Origin of the sequence: Kitasatospora sp. NPDC018619 (genome assembly GCF_044391605.1) — a bacterium.
In the GTDB taxonomy this organism is placed as follows: Bacteria; Actinomycetota; Actinomycetes; order Streptomycetales; family Streptomycetaceae; genus Kitasatospora.
In genome coordinates this window covers 48,143-61,904 of sequence record NZ_JBISAI010000002.1, presented here as the reverse complement: position 1 = coordinate 61,904, position 13,762 = coordinate 48,143, and the positions used below count along the sequence as shown (strand labels likewise).

Genomic DNA, 13,762 nt, shown 5'->3' with positions numbered 1-13,762 from the left:
CGCGCACGGCACCCGTCCGCGGGTGCCGTGCCGGCGCCGCGCCGTGGAGCGAACACCAGCGAGAACGGAGAGAAGCATGGGATTCCGCATCACCGTCGACGTGTTCTCCGGGCGGCCCAACCCGTCCTGGGAGATCCGGGACCCGCAGCAGGTCACCGACCTGCGCGGCCTCTTCCACGAACAGCGCCCCGCCCTCGCGCCGCCCGGCACGGGCGCCGTCCTGCTGGGCTTCCGCGGGCTGCGCGTGGAGGCCACCGACAGCGTCACGGCCCAGGGGCTCCCACCCGTCTTCACGGTGGGCGGCCCCGGCAGCCCTCCCGCGAGCGCCGAACTCGCCGAGGCCCTTCTCGACACGATGCCCGTCGAGGCACCCCCGCCCGGCGAGCAGGCCCCCGCCGTGCTGACGCCGGAGTTCCGCGAACTGGTCCGCAGCGAGATCCGCAGCGCCCGGACCTGGCCGCCGGCCGAGCCGACGGAAAGACCGCCGGCCGACGGAGCCGACTGCCCCTACGACGTCACCTCCGACGGCGCCGACCTGTGGAACAACTCCACGGTCTGCCCCCACAACAACTGCTACAACTACGCGGTCAACGACCGGACCGACACCTTCGCCCAGCCCGGCCGGGCCCACCAGTACGACCTCACGAAGGTCACCTGCGCCGACGTCCTCACCGGAGCGCTGAAGGACGGGCTGCGGAGCTGGGGGGTGAACTGCTACACGGCGGGGACCAAACGCTACAAGGTCGCCCTCGTCACGGGCGCCTTCGGCACCCAACGGGACTTCCACTGGTACCGGCTCTGCACGGACAACACCTGGTGGCACAAACCGGGCGCATGCCCGATCACCAACCTCGACAACGCCGGCAAGATCATCGCCGACCCCCAGAAGGCCAACCGCGGCAACTACACGGACTGGTGCACCTACATGCAGTCCGGCGACTCCGTGATCATCGACTGATCCGTTCCGGGCCCCAGCCGAGCGGACCGACCGAGCCCGGACGGGCAGCGGGGCCGCGGGGCGGTCTTGTCCGGCGGTGCCGGCGCGACCAGACTGGCCCGGGGTACGCGGAGCGGAGGGGTGCGGTGGCCAGGATCAGGATGCCCGACCGGGTCTTCCTCGCGTTGGAGTCCGCCCGCACGCCCCAGCACGTGGCCCTGCTGGCCACCTTCGGGCCCCCTCCCGGCGCCGAGCCCGGGCGGTACGTGCAACGGCTGTTCGAGCGGATCGCCGCCGCTCCCGTCGCGGCCCCGTTCTCCTTCCGACCGCGCCACGCCCGGTGGGGGGCCTTCGACGGCAGCTGGGAGGAGCTCGCCCCGGCGGACGTCGACCTGACGTACCACCTGCGCCGCTCCGCGCTCCCCGCGCCCGGCGGCGAGCGCGAACTGACGGACCTCGTCTCGCGGTTGCACTCCCGCCCGCTCGACACCGCGCGGCCGCTCTGGGAGTGCCACCTGATCGAGGGCCTGGCCGGGGACCGGTTCGCGCTGTACGTCAAGGTGCACCACGCGCTCACGGACGGGCTCGGCATCCAGCAGCGGCTGCGGCACATGCTCGGCACCGATCCGCTGGACGATCAGGTGCGCCCGCTCTGGAGCGTCGTGCCGGCCGCCGAGGAGGCCGGGCACGCCGCGGCGGCCGGCGGGGCCGAGGCGCCCGGCCGGACCGGCGGAGCGGCCACCACCGCGCTGGGCCTCGGCCGGGCCGCCCGGACGATGCTGCGCGGCGTCCGCGCCCGGGCGGACCGCGCCCGGGCGGTGCCGTTCCTGGTGCCGCGGTCCCCGCTGAACGGCGCCGTGGGGCGGCAGCGCCAAGTGATCACCCGGAGCTACCCGTTCGCCCGCTTCCGCGGCGTGGCGAAGGCCGCCGGGGTGACGGTCAACGACGTCCTGCTGGCGGTCTGCGGGGGCGCCCTCCGCGAGGGCCTGCTGGCGGCCGGGGCGCTTCCGGCGCGCTCGCTGACCGCCGGCACGCCGGTGTCCACCCGCAAGCCGGGCGACGCGGCCACCGCCAACTCCTTCGCGATGACCGTCATGAGCCTCGGCACCGACGTGGCCGACCCGCTGGAGCGCCTGCGCACCGTGGCCCGCTCCGGCGAGCTGGCCAAGCGGGAGCTGGCCGGGCTCCCGGAGGGCACCACCGGGCTCTACGGGGCCCTGTTCACCTGGCCGTTCGTCGCACAGAACGTGCTGGGCCTGGCCGGCGCGACCAGGCCTCCGTACAACGTGGTGGTGTCGAACATCCCCGGCCCCGCGCACCGGACGTACTTCGCCGGCTGCCCGCTGGAGACCGTCCACCCGCTGGGCAGCGTCTGCCACGGCGTCGGCCTGTTCGTCGCGGCCCGCTCGGCGGGCGGGCGGCTGAACCTGGGCCTGGTCGGCGACCGCGCCCTGCTCGCCCCGCTGGCCGGGCTGGGCGACCGGCTGGGCGAGCAACTCGATGCCCTGGAGCGGGCGTTGGGCTTGACCTAGGGGACGTCAGCGCAGCAGTCCGTCGGCCCGCAGCCGGTCGAAGACGATCCGGTCCACCGGGGAGATCCGGTGCCGGTCGGCGTGGGTGAGCCACACCATCTCGGCGATCTCGGCGGCCGGCGCGAGCTCGCCCTCGTACCCGGCGGTGTAGCAGGTCATCCGGACGACCACGCCCGGCTCGTGCCCGTGCGCCTGGGCCTCGAAGACGCCCAGCAGGGCGGCCGACTCCCGGTCGACGTTGACGGAGAGCTCCTCCGCGATCTCGCGGCACAGGGTGTCGAGGTCGTCCTCCCCCGGCTCCCGCTTCCCGCCGGGCAGGTAGTAGGCGTCCTTGCCGTGCGAGCGCGTGCTCAGCACCCTGCCGTTCTCGGTGTGGATCCACGCCACTTTGTCGATGACCGCTGCCACGGACCACTCCTCCTGTACTCCGGCCGGCCCCCGAGGGCCGGCCCCGAGGATACCGCCCCGGCCGCCCCGGCCGCCCTCAGCCGGCCAGCAGTTCCTCCCGGTAGGCGGTGACGACCTGCCGCACCGCGAAGGTCAGGTCGGCGGACAGCGCCTCGTCCAGGGTCAGCCAACGGGGCTCCTCCCCCTCCTCGTTGACGGTGACTTCCCCCGCGTCCGGCGCCGTCAGCAGGTACACGTGCCAGACGTGGGCGTCGGATCCGCGCCGGCAGCCGTCACCCGGGATCGGCAGCCTGGCGACGGGCCGCAGCCGGCCGCCGGCGGCCAGGCCGACCTCCTCGCGCAACTCGCGGGCGGCGGCGTGGGCCGGGTCCTCACCGCGTGCCACGTGGCCGGCCGGCACCGTCAACGCGTAGGGGAACGCGACGCGTTGGAAGAGCAGGAACCGGCCCGCGCGGTCGCGTACGAAGACCGCCGCGGTCTCGTGCCAGTACTCGCCGTCCTCGGCGGACCACCAGGAGATGGCGGGGTCGATGACGATGGCCCGGGCGCTGCGCTCCCCGCAGTTGCCGCAGCGCACGAGCCTCCGGCCGTCGACCGTGGTCCACTCGACCGGGCCGCCCCGGCAGAGCACGCAGTACTCCGCATAGGCGTCCGGCGCCGGACGCAGCGTCTCGATGTTCATACCGGCCTCCGCGCCGTCGGGTCGGGTGGCGCCGCCCCGGTCAGGGCAGCAGGTCGGGCAGCCGGCGCACGTCGTCGAGGACGTGCTCGGCGCCGGCCCGTACGAAGTCCTCGCGGCGGCAGAAGCCGGTGGCGACGCCGACGAAGCGCAGCCCGGCCCCGGTGGCCGCCGCGTGGTCGATGAGCGCGTCGCCCACGTACCAGACGTCCCGCGCGGCGATCCCCCGGGCGCCGAGCGTCGCCAGCGCGGCGTCGAACACCCGCGGGTCCGGCTTGTGGTGGGGGCTGTCGTCCGCTCCCTGGAGCAGGGCGAGCCGGTCCGTGGGCACCCCGATCCGTTCGACGTCCCGGAGGGCCGACAGGCGGTTCGTGGAGGTGACGACCCCGACGTCGAGGCCCCGGTTCCAGAGCTCGTGCACGACCTCGACGGCGCCGGGCAGCGGCCGTTTGAGGAACTCCTCCTCCAGCGAGAGGTTCGCCTCGCGCATCCGCTCCACGGTGTCGCTGTCGCGGTAGAGGGCGCGGATCATCAGGTCGAAGGGCTTGCCCCAGTGCAGCCGCAGCTCCTCGTCCGTCAGGTCGATCCCGTAGAACCGCCGGGCGACGGCCTTGTGGTGGGCCCACTTGACCTCCGCGGTCACCACCAGGGTGTCGTCCAGGTCGAAGAGGACGGCACGGGGCCCTCGGCGCGCGGGCCTTCCGGGCGGCGTCGTACGGGTCGTTGCGGGCGTCATGGCGTGAAGTCCCTTCCACCGGTGCGGTCCTGCGGTACGGCCGTGCTGCCCCGGGCCGGTTCCGCCGCCGCGCCGCGCGGCCGGAGCCGGGCGGAGCCGCGCGGAGCGGGCAGGACGGCCGCCAGGAGCAGTCCGATGCCGGCCGCGGTGAAGCCGAGCGCGGCCAGGCCGGCGCCGATCCACCCCGCGCCGTCCACGGCCGCGCTGAAGGCGGGCGGCCCGACCAGCGTACCGAGGCTGCCGCACTGCGCGAGCAGTCCGTTGGTGACGTCGGCGCGCCCGGGGGTGCCGGCGATGCGCGGCACCGAGGCGAACATCACGGAGATCAGCACGCCGTCGACCACCAGGCCGGCGCAGGCCAGGACCGTGACCGCCGCCGGCGGCAGGCGCAGCCCGAAGACCAGCAGCGCCGCGACGGGCAGCAGCACCAGCACCGGCGCGACGGCGAGCAGCCCGACGCCCCGGCGCAGCGGCCACCCGCTCAGCGCGCTGCCGACCACGCTGCCGAGCGAGACCACCGCGGCGACGGCGCCGGCGGCGGCCGCGGAGGCGCCGCGCTGCTCCGTCAGGAAGGTGGGCAGCAGCACGACGATGGCGACCCCGGCCAGGCAGACGCAGGCGAAGCTCAGCGCGAAGAGCACCGGGGCGGTCCAACCGGTGTGCGGGGACGGCCCTCCGGTGTCCTCGGCCGCCGCCGGTGCCCGGGCGACGGCGCGGGTGGCTCCCACCGCGCCCGCCCCCCGCACCACGGCCGCCGTCGCGACCGCCAGCGCGAGCGGCAGCACCGCGGTCGCACCGATCCAGCCGCGCCAGCCGACCTCCCCGCTGACCGCTCCCCCCAGCGCGGTGGCCAGCGCGAGGCCGGAGGGCACGCAGGTGCCCCACAGCGCCAGCGCCGTGGCCTGCGCCCGCCCTTCGGCCAGCCTGGTCAGCACGATCGGCCCGCCCACGAACACCAGGAGGTACCCGAAGCCCTGGGCGGTACGGGCCGCCAGCAGCGCCGGCCAGCCCGGGGCGAGGGCCGTCGCCGCCACGGACAGGGCGGTGAGCAGGAGCCCGCCGGCCACGGCCCGCCGGGCGTCGAGCCGGCTGATCCACCAACCGGCGGGCACCCCGAGGACGGCGCTGACCGCGGTGATGCTGGAGGTCGCCCAGGCGAACCTGCCGAGCGACAGGCCCAGGTCCTGCCGGATCTCGGAGCCGAGCGGGGACAGGACGCCCAGCCCGAAGGCGGCGACCACCCCCGAGAGCCAGGTGACCACGATGGCGGGCCACGGCGCCCCGCCGCCCTCGCCGGGCGCACCGCCGTTCCTGCGCATGGTTCGGCCTCCTGGGGGTGGACGGGTCGACGTGCGGCCGCGTGTGATGAGAGGGAGGCGCCGGCCCCCTCCCACCACACGACGCGTCAGTGCTGCCGGTCGTAGGCCGTCAGCAGGGCGCGGTCGCCGGTCACGTACGTCGTGTCGGTGATGACGGTCTGGTCGGACGGGCCGCGGCTGCACATGCACATGTGCCGTCCGCTGGACTCCACGCGTACGGCGCGGGCCCCGCCGGAGGCCATGATCTCCTCGGCGATGTCCTTCACCAGGTGCTCCTGGATCTGGAACCGCTTGCTGAAGGCCTGGACCAGCCGCGGGAACTTGCCGAGGCCCAGGATCCGGTCGCCGGGGACGTAGGCGATGTCGACCTTGCCGTAGAACGGCAGGAAGTGGTGGGCGCAGATCGAGTAGTAGTTGATGTCGTGCACCCGGACGACGCCCTGGTGCTCGCCGTCGACCAGGACGGTCGTCTTGAGGATCTTGGAGGTGTCGATCTCGTAGCCGCTCAGCAGCTCCCGGTACGCGCGGACGATGCGGGGCTCGCACTCGGGTTCGGTGTACCAGTCCAGGGCCCGTTTGTCCGTGGTGACGTTGTCCCGAAGCCACTCGGCGATCGTCATGGGTTCTCCGATCTCGGTCTGTCCGGCGCCGCTGCGGCGCCGGCCTCGCCGGGGCTCCGGCGAAGTCCTGTGGGGGGTGGGAACAGGAGGGGCCCTCGGCGCGGCGGCTCCCCGGCCGCCCCGCCCCGGCGCGACGGCCCCCTCAGCGCGACGGCTCCCCTGCCGCCAGGCGCGCGTCGGCGTAGGCGCCGAGGGCGGTCCTCTCCGCGTACGCGTACGCCCGCCGCCCCAGCGCGTGGAGGTGGGCGTGGTCGACCCCGAGGTGCCGCAGGTTCTCCGCCGCCGCCCAGTCGAGCCCCTCCCGCCACTCCTCCAGGGGCCGGGCGTAGCGGTCGAGCCCGGCGGTGCCGCGGCCCAGGTCGGCCAGGGAGAGCCCGGTCTCGCTCTCCAGCCGCCGCACCCGTGCCCACCACTGCGCCCGGAACCGCCGGTGCTCGTCGGGCGTGAAGGCACGCACGCCGCCGTCGTAGACGGCGCACTTCTCGAAGAGGCTGTCCCGGGCGGCCAGGCGGTGCAGTTCGAAGTCCGGGGCCGAGCGTCCGGGGGCCCGCAGGAAGTCGAAGGGCAGCTGGGGGAACGACTGCCCGAGCCGGGCGCTCCCGGGCAGCTCGAACAGGGCTTCCAGGGCGACGATGAAGGCGCTGAACTCCTCGCCGCTGTCGGCGAGTTCGGCGAAGTAGCGGTGCAGGCGGGCGATGCCCTGGCGGGACCCGACGGTCAGCACCAGGTAGCCGGCGAGCTGCGCCCCGCGGCCGCGCGCCGCGTCCAGGGCGGCCCGGAGCACCTTCTCCGCCGTCGCCCCGGTGCCGATGATGTCCCCGAGCACCAGCAGCTGCCGCCCGGTGAACTCCCAGCGTTCGTAGGAGATGCCGAGCGGGTGGGAGGCTCCGCGGTCGGTGCCCACGAAGCTCACCGCCCCGGGGTACCCGAAGCGCTCCGCCAGCGCGGCGTCGACCCCGAAACCGAGGCCCCCGCGCAGGATGTTCACGACCGTCGTGCTCTCCGCCGCCAGGGCCGCGGCCAGCCCGGGATCGGCCCGCGCCGCCAGGTCGAGCGCCGTGGCGACGGCGCCGGCGAGCAGGGAACGGTAGCGGTGGCCCGTGACGACCGGGTCGGTGAGGAGCTCGCGCGAGGCCGCGGTCGAGCAGAGCAGGACGCGGGTCGGCGGGCCGGCCGGGTCCACGCGGTAGCAGGCCGCGTCCTTGCTGTGCAGGAGGTACTTCATCGGATGCTCCCCTCCGGCGCCACGGGCCGGATTCACGGTTTGAGCGCGGGGCGCCTCGGCGGCCTGCCGAGGCGTTCGGCCAGCACCCGCTCCACCCGGTACGAGGACTCGATGCCGTCGACCGGCTTCAGTGCGTCCGGGCCGGGTGCCGCGTGGTGCACGGAGGCGACGAGCACCGTGCCGGGCAGCGGCAGCACGTCCGGCAGCTGGTGCGGGTGCTCGACGAGGAGCGACTTCAGCCCGACGGCGCCGAAGAGCGAGCTCCAGTCCAGGCCCACCGCGCGGCTCGGCAGACCGCCGCCGGACTCGTAGAGCCGGTTGTCGATGACGGCCAGGGTGTAGTTCCCGAGCTTCGGCAGGTGGTCGCCCAAGGCGGTGAGCACCGAGAGGTTCATCAGGAAACTGCCGTCCGTGTCGATGCCGACGACGGACAACGGGGCCGCCGCCATGGCCATTCCCAGGGAAACGGCGGTGACGTCGCCCATGGTGTCGGTGAAAAGGGTGTCGGTGGGGCGCAGCGCGTACATCACCTCGCTCGTCCGACCGAGCGGCGCGACCGACACCGAATCCGCGGGGAGCCTGGCGTACAGGGCTTCGAGGAAATCGGAGGTCTCTATTGCGCGGTCCTCAATTCTGCCGTCATTCCGGCGTTCGCCACCAGGGCCACGCTCCGCTGGCCGGTGTCGAGCGTCGCGTACGCCTTGTGGAGGCATTCCGCCAACTCACCGCAGGAATCGACTTCCGCGGTCACCAGGGACAGCATCTCGGTGTGCCGGTGCATGGTTTCCTCGTGCGGAATTCCCCACCAGTTCGGCTCGCCGAAGGCGCCGCGCCGGGATATCAGCAGGGCGGTGTGCAGCCGGTGGCTCATGGTCAGGCGGGACAGGGTCTCGCAGGCGCGGCGCAGCCCCGAGTTCTCCATCACGACCAGCGGGCGGGCGCCGGCCAGTCGGGCGCCGGCGGCCAGGCCGACCGCCGTGGCCTCGTCGTTGACCTGCACGTACCGGATCTCAGGGCGCTTCGACGCCTCCCGGCACAGCGGCGCCAGGAGCGAGTCCGGCACCGCGTAGACGATCTCCACGCCCGCCTCGACGAGCGCCTCGTACGCCGCGACAGCCGACATGGCGGCGCCTCACCTGGTGGTGGCGAGCAGTTCGACGATGATGTTCGAGTAGTGGCTGTCGCCGATGTTCCGCAGCAGGTGCGGCTGCCCGGCCTCGTGGTAGACGGCGTCACCGAGCTTGTCGTTTCCGACGTAACTGGTGCCGTCCTTGTTCACCGTCTCCGCCGTGCCGCTTTCGGTGGCGACGTAGACGTAGTCACAGGGGTGCTGGTGGACGATCGTCTGCTCTCCCGGGTCCAGTTCCAGGACCCACACCCGGACGCGGTCGTCGGAGTAGACGAGTTTGGTGCCGACCTGCTCGACGTGCTCGTGCACTGGGTACCCCGATCTGTCGCGTGATCCGCTACTGGTGGCGTGTTTCGCGTGACCGAAATCTGCGGGTATCGAACGTCATCAGATCACGGTCGATGACGTGACTCTAGATGCGTTTTCAACGAACAGCAACGGGCCGGTATCACCCCGACCCGTAATGAGCCAAACTGCGGCGGGCGGGCCCGGCCACGGCACGGCGGCCCGTAACCCGCAGGCGCCGACCCGCCGGACGCGCGCCTGGCCTGCCGTCTTGGGGGCGTCCGCCCACGGGCCGGCGAACCGGAACGATCGTTACCCGCGCGGCATATGACCTGACCGAAAGTAGCCACCGGGGCTCCGGGGGCCTTGTTCCCCCCATCCGGCCGGTGTCTGCTGAAATCCGTCAGATTGTGCGCCCGCACGACTCGTGAGGAGCCCTCGGTTGATGGACGTCGAGGTCGGGGAAACGGCGACGAAGACGGCGTTATCGGACACCCGGTGGGAGACGCCGGCCTACCTCTACGACCTGGCCGTGGTACGGCACGCCCACCGCCGGCTGGTGGGAGCACTGCCGGAACCGGCCACCCTGCTCTACTCCCTCAAGGCCAACCCGCACCCCGCCGTCCTCGGCCAGCTGGCGGCGCTCGGCTGCCACGCCGAGGTCAGCTCGCCCGGCGAGCTGGACGCCGCCGTCCGGGCCGGATTCCCCGCCGCTGGGGTCCTCTACACCGGCCCCGGCAAGCGCGACGAGGACGTGGCCCGGGCGCTCGCGACGGGCGTCCGGCAGTTCTCCGTGGACTCCCCGCACGGCCTGGACCAGCTCGACCGGCTGGGCCGGGCGCACGGCACCCGGGTGCGCGCGCTGCTGCGGGTCAACCCGCCCGTTCCCCCGGCGGGCGCCGGTCTGGCGATGACCGGCGGCCCGTCCCAGTTCGGTGCCGACCTGTCCTGGGTGCTGGAGCGGCCCCGGCTGTTCGCGGACCGGGAGCACGCCGAACTGGCGGGCCTGCACCTCTACATGGGCAGCAACCTGACCGAGGTCGCCGCGCTGCTCGCGGTGTTCCGCTACGGGCTCGATGTCGTGCGGCAGGTCGAGACGGCGCTCGGGCGCCGGCTGCGGGTGGTCGACCTCGGCGGGGGCTTCGGCGCGCCGTACGCCGTCGAGGGCGGGCTGCCGCGGTTCGACGCGCTCGGCAGCCGGCTGGCGGACCTGCTCGACGAGCGGCTCCCCGGCTGGCGGGAGGGCGAGCGGCAGGTGGTCTTCGAGTCGGGCCGGTACCTGACGGCGACCTGCGGCCGGCTGGTGACCGCGGTGCTGGACGTCAAGCGGTCGCAGGGGCGGCGCGTCGTCGTCCTGGACACCGGCGTCAACCACCTGGGCGGGATGTCGGGGCTGCGCAAGGAGGACCGGATCGAGCCGCGGTTCCGGTACGAGCCCGGCCCGGGCGGCACCGCCGGGCCCGAGGCCCCCGGCGCGCCCGAGGAGACGGACGCGTCGGAGGGGACCGACGGCACCATCGTCGCCGGTCCGCTCTGCCACCCGCTGGACGTCTGGTCCCGCAACGCCCGCCTCCCGGAGGTGGCCGTCGGGGACCGGCTGACGGTGCCGAACGTCGGGGCCTACGGGCTGCACGCGGGACTGGCCCTGTTCCACTGCCACCCCATGCCGCTGGAGGTGGTGCTCGACGGCGGGCGGGAGGTCGCCCGCGGCCGGTACGTCCTGGGCCGGGACCGGGGCCCGCGGTGATCCGCGGCCTGTCCGACCACCAGGTCGTACGGCCCGACCCGGCCGCCGCCGGCCCGACGTACCTCGACGCCCCCGCCGCCGGCGCGTCGCTCGTCGTCATGCGCGACGACACCGCGTACTGCGTACGGTCGTTGAGCCGCACCCCGGCCGGCCGCGGCACCGTGCCGCCGGGCGGCTGCGGCCCCGCCCTCGCGGAGGCCTACCGCGCCTTCCAGCGCGACCTGCGCAACGCGCTGCGCACCGTGCTGCCGCCGCGCGGCGGCCTCCGGTTCCACCTGGTCGACGCGCACCGGCTCGAACTGGCGGTGCGCCGCCGCGCCACCGGGGGCGGACCGCTGCTGTGCCTCGATCCGCTCCTGGAGCGGGCGGTGTGGCCGCTGCGGGTCTCCCGGGGGTTCCTGCTCGGCGGCCGCCGGCAGGTCGGGCTGGTGCCGCGGCCCGGCGCCGCGCCGATCGGCGAGCAGATCGCCTCGCTGCCCGGGGACCCGACCGGGCGGGGCTACACCCTGGTCGAGGACGACATCGCCACCGGCGGGACCGTCGCCGAGGTCGTCCGCCTGCTCCGGGACGCGGGACGGCCGGTCCGGCAGGTCGTGCCCGGCATCCGGCTGGGCGGGTCGGCGCCGTCCGAGGTCCTGGGCGCCCGGATCGACCCGGTGCTCCAGTACCGGACCGCCGGCACCGGGCCGGACGCGCCCGCCCCGGAGCTGGTCGACCCGAGGAACTTCCTGTTCGGCCTGTCGGGCCTCGTCGTCCGGCTGCCGGACGGCACGTGGGGCCGCGCCCCCTACTGGCTCCCCTTCGTCAGGACCTCGGCGCGGCTGGGCAGCCCGGCCGGGGCCGACCGGGAGTTCGCCGTGCTCCTGCTGGCGGCCAACCTGCGCTTCTTCGCCCGCGTCGACCGGCTGGTGCGGCGCCCGCACCGGGTGGCCGACCTGCAAGCCGACGTGCGCCGGCTGCTGCTGTCGCTGGAGGTGGCGGAGCCGGCCGAACCCGTCCGGTCGGTGCTGCGCAAGCTCACGGCGGGGCTGGACGGCTGGTCCGGACTGATCGCGGACGTCGAGGAGCGGGGCACGGACGTCGAGGAGCGGGGCACGGACGCGCCCGCCGGATCGGCCGCGCGGTGACCGGCGGGCCCGTGGCGGGCGGCTCCGGGGCCGGCCGCCCCGGCGCGGAGGACGGCCGGCCGTTCGCCGTGGTGCTCCTGGACGTCAACGGCACCCTGGTGCCCTCCACCCCCGGCCCGCCCCCGGACCGGCGCGCCCTGGAACGCCTGCGCCGCCTCGTGGCGCGGCTGACGGCCACCGGCGTCGCCGTCGGCCTCTGCTCGGACTCGCCGCTCGAACAGCTGTGGGGCTTCGGCGAGCGCATCGGCCTGGGCACGCCGCCCGGCTTCCCGGTGGTCGCCGAGAACGGCAACGTGGTGGCCGTCGACGGCACCGTGCGCACCACCACCCCGTTCCCGGCCCTGCCGGGCCTGCGCGCCGAGGTGGCGGCGGCCGCCGCGGCCCGCGGCCTGACCCGGGTCGACGACGTGGTGGCGCCCGAGTTCGGGGGCCGGCCGCCGACCGGCCGCGACTGGGCCTTCGGGGCCAACCGCCAGGCGTCCGCCGGCGTCTTCGGCGCCCCGGACTTCATCCACGACGTCCGTCGCCGCCTGACCGGCTGGAGCGCCGCGAACCGCCTCGGCCTCTCGGTCGAGCTCGCCCCGGGCCACGCCTACGCGGTCATCCACCCCTACCCGCGCACCGCGTCCGGAAAGCGCGTGGCGCTGGCCGCCCTCGCGGCGCGCGCCCCGCGGCGGCGGTTCCTGCTGGTGGGGAACTCCCCCGCCGACTGGGTCCCCGGGGTGGCGAACGTCGGGTGCGCGTTCGTCGCGGACCCCTCCGTCCCCCCGCAGGCGCGGGACGCCGCCTGGTACGTCTCGCCGCGGCCCGAACTGGCGGGCGTCGTCGACATCCTGGAGCACCTGCTCCGACGACAGCCGCCGACCCAAGGATCAGCCCGTTCCCGAGGAGGCCCACATGTTCCGAGTCCGGGTGGGGGTGGTGGGCTGCGGGATGATCGCGCAGCTGGTGCACCTCCCGTATCTGACGGCCCTGCGCGACCGCTTCGACGTCCTGGCGCTCTGTGACCGGTCCTACGACCTGGCCCGGTCGGTGGCCGAGCGCTTCCACGTCCCGAACACCTACGCGTCCGTCGAGGACATGCTGGCGAAGACCCCCGAGCTGGACGCCGTCCTCGTCCTCACCACCGACCACCGCGAGCCGGTGCTCACCGCCCTGGAGCACGGCAGGCACGTGTTCACCGAGAAGCCGCTCGGCCACACCGTCGCGGAGACGGAGGAGGTGATCGCCGCCGCCGAACGCACCGGCGCCAAGGTCATGGTGGGCTACATGAAGCGCTACGACAGCGGCGTGCGGCGGGGCCTGGCGGAGATCGCGCGGATCACCCGGCCCGTCATGGCGAGGATCCACATCGTGGTGGGCCCCGAGTACGGGAACTGGATCATCCCCGAGCTGGCCCGGATCACCCGCGCCGACCCCTCGGACGCGGCGGGCGCACCGGACGGGCGCCGCGGCCGGGTCGCCCGGGAGTTCGGCAGCGCCCCGCCCGGGGTGACGGAGGCCTACATGGACATGTTCGGGGTGTGGAGCCACGACGTGAACGTCTACCGGGCCGCCTTCCCCGAAGCGCCCGCCTCCATCCGGGCGCACTGCTCGCCGGACGGCAGGACGCTGACCGGCTCGCTCCGGTACGCCGACGGGTTCCAGTGCGTCTTCCAGGGGTCGTCCACCTCGGTCCACCGGTTCGAGGAGAGCCTCACCGTGTGGGGCGAGGACCGCACCGTCACGCTGGACATCTCCAACCCGTTCCTGCCCAACGCCCCCTCCACCGTGCGGATCTGGCGCGACGAGGCGCCGGGGCCCGGCGGCACCGGCCGGGGCTCGGCGGTGGAGGAGACCGTCACCGGGTCCTACCAGGAGGCGTTCGAGGCCCAGCTCGCGCACTTCCACGCCTGCGTCACCACACCGGGCCTGCGGCCCCTCACCGACGCGCACGAGGCGCTCCTGGACACGCGCCTGATGATCGACATCGTACGGGCAGCAGCGGAACGGCCGTAGCGCCGTGGCCGCCCTACCGG

Annotated in this window: 15 protein-coding genes; 6 read left to right on the top strand and 9 right to left on the bottom strand. The window is 74.6% G+C overall.

Features of this window, described 5'->3' with window-relative positions; genetic code table 11:
- The first annotated feature begins 76 nt into the window (after nt 1–76).
- On the top strand, nt 77–958 hold the full coding sequence (locus tag ACH5AR_RS02915; RefSeq protein ID WP_396299605.1) for a hypothetical protein: 882 nt from the start codon (nt 77–79) through the stop codon (nt 956–958).
- Between the two features lie 125 nt (nt 959–1,083).
- Nucleotides 1,084–2,469, top strand: coding sequence for a wax ester/triacylglycerol synthase family O-acyltransferase (locus ACH5AR_RS02910; protein WP_396299604.1), 1,386 nt, complete (start codon nt 1,084–1,086; stop codon nt 2,467–2,469).
- A 6-nt stretch (nt 2,470–2,475) separates the two neighbouring features.
- Here ACH5AR_RS02910 and ACH5AR_RS02905 read toward each other — a convergent pair whose 3' ends face one another.
- From ACH5AR_RS02905 to ACH5AR_RS02865, 9 genes are all read right to left on the bottom strand, one after another.
- Nucleotides 2,476–2,877 carry an NUDIX domain-containing protein gene (locus ACH5AR_RS02905; protein WP_396299603.1) on the bottom strand — a complete coding sequence of 134 codons (402 nt, stop codon included), beginning with the start codon at nt 2,875–2,877 and terminating at the stop codon, nt 2,476–2,478.
- A gap of 76 nt (nt 2,878–2,953) precedes the next feature.
- Complete coding sequence (locus tag ACH5AR_RS02900; RefSeq protein ID WP_396299602.1) at nt 2,954–3,559, bottom strand: NUDIX hydrolase; 606 nt, start codon at nt 3,557–3,559, stop codon at nt 2,954–2,956.
- Between the two features lie 40 nt (nt 3,560–3,599).
- A complete protein-coding gene (locus ACH5AR_RS02895) occupies nt 3,600–4,292 on the bottom strand; it encodes an HAD family hydrolase (protein ID WP_396299601.1) in 693 nt (230 codons plus the stop codon).
- Nucleotides 4,289–5,611: an MFS transporter gene (locus ACH5AR_RS02890; protein WP_396299600.1), complete on the bottom strand. Its 1,323-nt coding sequence runs from the start codon at nt 5,609–5,611 to the stop codon at nt 4,289–4,291. Before ACH5AR_RS02890 ends, ACH5AR_RS02895 begins: the two co-directional genes overlap by 4 nt.
- Nucleotides 5,612–5,697: 86 nt before the next feature.
- Nucleotides 5,698–6,231, bottom strand: a complete 534-nt coding sequence (gene folE, locus ACH5AR_RS02885) for a GTP cyclohydrolase I (RefSeq protein ID WP_396299599.1) — start codon at nt 6,229–6,231, stop codon at nt 5,698–5,700.
- Between the two features lie 142 nt (nt 6,232–6,373).
- The gene (locus tag ACH5AR_RS02880; RefSeq protein WP_396299598.1) at nt 6,374–7,456 is read right to left on the bottom strand and encodes a phosphoribosyltransferase; all 1,083 of its coding nucleotides are present in this window, start codon (nt 7,454–7,456) and stop codon (nt 6,374–6,376) included.
- Nucleotides 7,457–7,488: 32 nt separating this feature from the next.
- Nucleotides 7,489–8,019 carry a thiamine pyrophosphate-dependent enzyme gene (locus tag ACH5AR_RS02875; RefSeq protein WP_396299597.1) on the bottom strand — a complete coding sequence of 177 codons (531 nt, stop codon included), beginning with the start codon at nt 8,017–8,019 and terminating at the stop codon, nt 7,489–7,491.
- Nucleotides 8,020–8,069: 50 nt separating this feature from the next.
- Entirely contained in the window at nt 8,070–8,579 is a 510-nt protein-coding gene (locus ACH5AR_RS02870; RefSeq protein WP_396299596.1) for a thiamine pyrophosphate-binding protein, read from the bottom strand.
- Between the two features lie 9 nt (nt 8,580–8,588).
- Entirely contained in the window at nt 8,589–8,894 is a 306-nt protein-coding gene (locus tag ACH5AR_RS02865; RefSeq protein ID WP_396299595.1) for a hypothetical protein, read from the bottom strand.
- Nucleotides 8,895–9,315: 421 nt separating this feature from the next.
- Between ACH5AR_RS02865 and ACH5AR_RS02860 the strand changes: the two genes are divergently transcribed.
- From ACH5AR_RS02860 to ACH5AR_RS02845, 4 genes are read left to right on the top strand one after another with little or no spacing between them, the layout of a single operon-like run.
- Nucleotides 9,316–10,617: a type III PLP-dependent enzyme gene (locus ACH5AR_RS02860; RefSeq protein WP_396299594.1), complete on the top strand. Its 1,302-nt coding sequence runs from the start codon at nt 9,316–9,318 to the stop codon at nt 10,615–10,617.
- The gene (locus ACH5AR_RS02855) at nt 10,614–11,744 is read left to right on the top strand and encodes a hypothetical protein (protein ID WP_396299593.1); all 1,131 of its coding nucleotides are present in this window, start codon (nt 10,614–10,616) and stop codon (nt 11,742–11,744) included. The genes ACH5AR_RS02860 and ACH5AR_RS02855 overlap by 4 nt, the downstream gene beginning before the upstream one ends.
- On the top strand, nt 11,741–12,751 hold the full coding sequence (locus ACH5AR_RS02850) for a hypothetical protein (protein ID WP_396299592.1): 1,011 nt from the start codon (nt 11,741–11,743) through the stop codon (nt 12,749–12,751). Before ACH5AR_RS02855 ends, ACH5AR_RS02850 begins: the two co-directional genes overlap by 4 nt.
- A complete protein-coding gene (locus ACH5AR_RS02845) occupies nt 12,642–13,742 on the top strand; it encodes a Gfo/Idh/MocA family protein (RefSeq protein WP_396299591.1) in 1,101 nt (366 codons plus the stop codon). Before ACH5AR_RS02850 ends, ACH5AR_RS02845 begins: the two co-directional genes overlap by 110 nt.
- Nucleotides 13,743–13,762: the final 20 nt, after the last annotated feature.